This is a genomic window from Rhodococcus sp. LB1, assembly GCF_001583455.1.
Lineage (GTDB): Bacteria > Actinomycetota > Actinomycetes > Mycobacteriales > Mycobacteriaceae > Rhodococcus_F > Rhodococcus_F opacus.
The window spans coordinates 1-2,875 of the sequence record NZ_LTCZ01000019.1 but is presented as its reverse complement, the minus strand read 5'-3'; the positions used below and the strand labels follow the sequence as shown (position 1 = coordinate 2,875).

Sequence of the window (2,875 nt, the reverse complement as noted above, 5' to 3'; positions counted from 1 at the left end):
CGGACGACGAACGACGGCGCGGGCAACGCCCGTCGGTCGAGCTTCCCACTGGGATTCAACGGCAACGCGTCGAGCACGACCAGCACGTCGGGCACCATGTACTTCGGCAGCGATGTGCTCACCACCTCGCGTGTCGCCTCGACGTCGACGGTCCGCCCGCGGGACGGCAGCACATACCCGACCAATTGCTGACCGAATTCACCGTCGCGCACGACCACCACGGCCTGGTCCACCGACTCGTCTGCCGTCAGCGCGGCCTCGATCTCCCCGAGTTCGATCCGCAGGCCACGTAGCTTCACCTGGAAATCGGTGCGGCCCAGGTATTCGAGGTCACCGTTCGAATTCCACCGCACCAGATCACCCGTGCGGTACAGCCGCTCACCGGAGTCGGCGAAGGGATTGGCGACGAAACGTTCTGCCGTCAGCGCCCCGCGGGCGTGATAGCCGCGGGCGAGCTGGATTCCGGCGAGATACAACTCCCCCGGCACGCCTACGGGCACGCGGTGTAACCGGCGGTTCAGCACGAACGTGCGGGTGTTCCTTATCGGACTCCCGATCGGTATCGGACCCGCCACGCCCTGCAGGCAGCGATGCACGGTCGAGGTCACCGTGGCTTCCGTCGGACCGTAGGTATTGTCCAGCACTGCCTCGGTGCGCGCGGCGAACCGAGCGGCCAACTCCGAGGGCAGCGCTTCTCCGCCGACCGAGACGTACCGCAGCGACCGCGGCAGCGCGAGCGACGACTCCGCGAGGAACAACGCGAGCATCGACGGCACGAATTCCAAGATCGTGACGTGCCACCGGTCCGACATCCGCAGCAGGTACTCGGGGTCACGATGTCCCCCAGGCTCGGCAATCACCAATCGGGCACCGACCTGTAGTGGATAGAACAACTCCCACACCGATGCGTCGAACGTAATGGGCGTCTTGTGCAACACCGTGTCGCGATCGCCGAGCGCGTAGCGGCTACGCATCCACGCAATCTGGTTGACCACCGAGCGGTGGCTGACCGCGACGCCTTTCGGTCGCCCTGTGGATCCGGACGTGAAGATCGCGTAGGCGAGATTCTCGGGCCGCAGCGGAGCCAGCCTGGACGCGTCGGTCACCGCCTCCGCGTCGAAGACCGACAGGTCCAGCATGTCGACTTCGACGGCGTCCAGCGCCGCCGGCAGGTCACCGCGGTCCCTGGACGTGGTCAGCACGACGACGGGTTTCGCGGTCGCAATCACGTAGTCGGTGCGGTCTGCTGGATGCTCCGGATCCAGCGGCAGGTACCCGGCACCGGCTTTGAGCACAGCGTAAATGCTCACCATCATCGCGAGGGAGCGACTCATGCCCAGCCCCACCAGCGACTCCGGTCCTACCTCTCGTGAGATCAAATATCGGGCCAGCCGATTCGCGCGAGAATCGAACTCGGCATAGGTCAACGACTGTTCCTCGAACACCACCGCCACCGCATCCGGCGTCCGGCGTACCTGCTCGTCGAAGAGATGCACCAGGGTCCCGCCCTCGACAACCACAGCTGTGGCATTCCACCGATCCATCGCCGCACGCTCGTCGACGCTTCGCAACTCGAGCTCGCCGACCGGTACGGTCACATCGCGTGTGACCGCCTCGAGGATGGTGACGAGTCGGGTCGCGAATCGGGCGACCGTCGATTCCTGGAACAGGTCGAGCGCATAGACGATTGATCCCTCGATTCCGGTCCGATGCCCCTCGGAATCCGAGGTGTCGGTGAAATGGAATTCGAGATCGAGTTTCGCACCGACGATGTCCGTTTCCAGCGGGGCGATCTCCAGGCCCGGCAGAGTTACCCTGGACCGGACGAAATTGTGAACCACCAGCAGTACCTGGAACAGCGCTGAATGGGCCGTGGAGCGCGTGGGATTGAGGACTTCCACCAGGCGTTCCAGCGGAACGTCGGGGTTGCCGAATGCGGCGAGGTCGACTTCCCTGACGTCGGCCAGAATGTCGGCGAACGACATTGCGGGGGCGACGCGGCTGCGCAGCACCAGTGTGTTGCCGAACATGCCGATGAGGTCGTCGAGTGCCGGGTCGCCGCGTCCGGCGATCTGTGTGCCGATGGGGATGTCCTCAGTTCCGCTCAGGTGGGCCATCAGCACCGCCAGCGACGCATGGACGACCATGAAGAAGGTCGAGTTATATTCTCGCGCACGCTGCTCGATACGCTCGGCCAGATTCGAACTCAGAGTGAAGCCGACCTTTGCGCCGCGCGGTGATTGTACTGCCGGACGCGGATGATCCGTCGGCAGCTCCACCATCTCCGGCAGATCTGCCAGAACCTCGGTCCAGTACCGCAGTTGTTCCGAGATCAGTGACGTCGGATCGTCCTGCGCGCCGAGAATCTCCCGCTGCCACAGGGTGTAGTCCGCATACTGCACCTCGAGCGGCGACCAGCCTGGCTCCCGTCCCTCACGCCGCGCGGCGTACGCCACCACGATGTCGCGCGACATCGGCGCTGCTGAGCCGCCGTCACTGGAAATGTGATGCACTACCATCGCCAGCACGAACTCGTGGTCGTCGAGCTGGAACAGCCTCACGCGCAACGGAACTTCCCGGGCCACATCGAACCCGCGCCCCACGAAGTCGAATACGCGGGCATGTGCCTCCTCCGGCGCTACCCGCTCCGGCGCCACACTCAGCGGGAGCGCAGATGTGGGGACGATTACCTGAGACGGCCCGTGGCCCGAGTCCGGGAACATGGTGCGCAGGGCTTCGTGCCGGTCGATCACGTCGACCAATGCTGTCTGCAGCAATTCGATGTCAAGATCACCGGAAAGCCGAATTGCCAGAGGAATGTTGAAGGCCGCCGACTCCGGGTCGAACTGGTTGAAGAACCACATCCGCTGCTGCG

At 64.7% G+C, this 2,875-nt stretch carries 1 protein-coding gene; it reads right to left on the bottom strand.

The window, feature by feature from the left end:
• On the bottom strand, positions 1-2,875 hold a 2,875-nt coding region (locus AZG88_RS04225; RefSeq protein WP_156517417.1), incomplete at both ends, for a non-ribosomal peptide synthetase.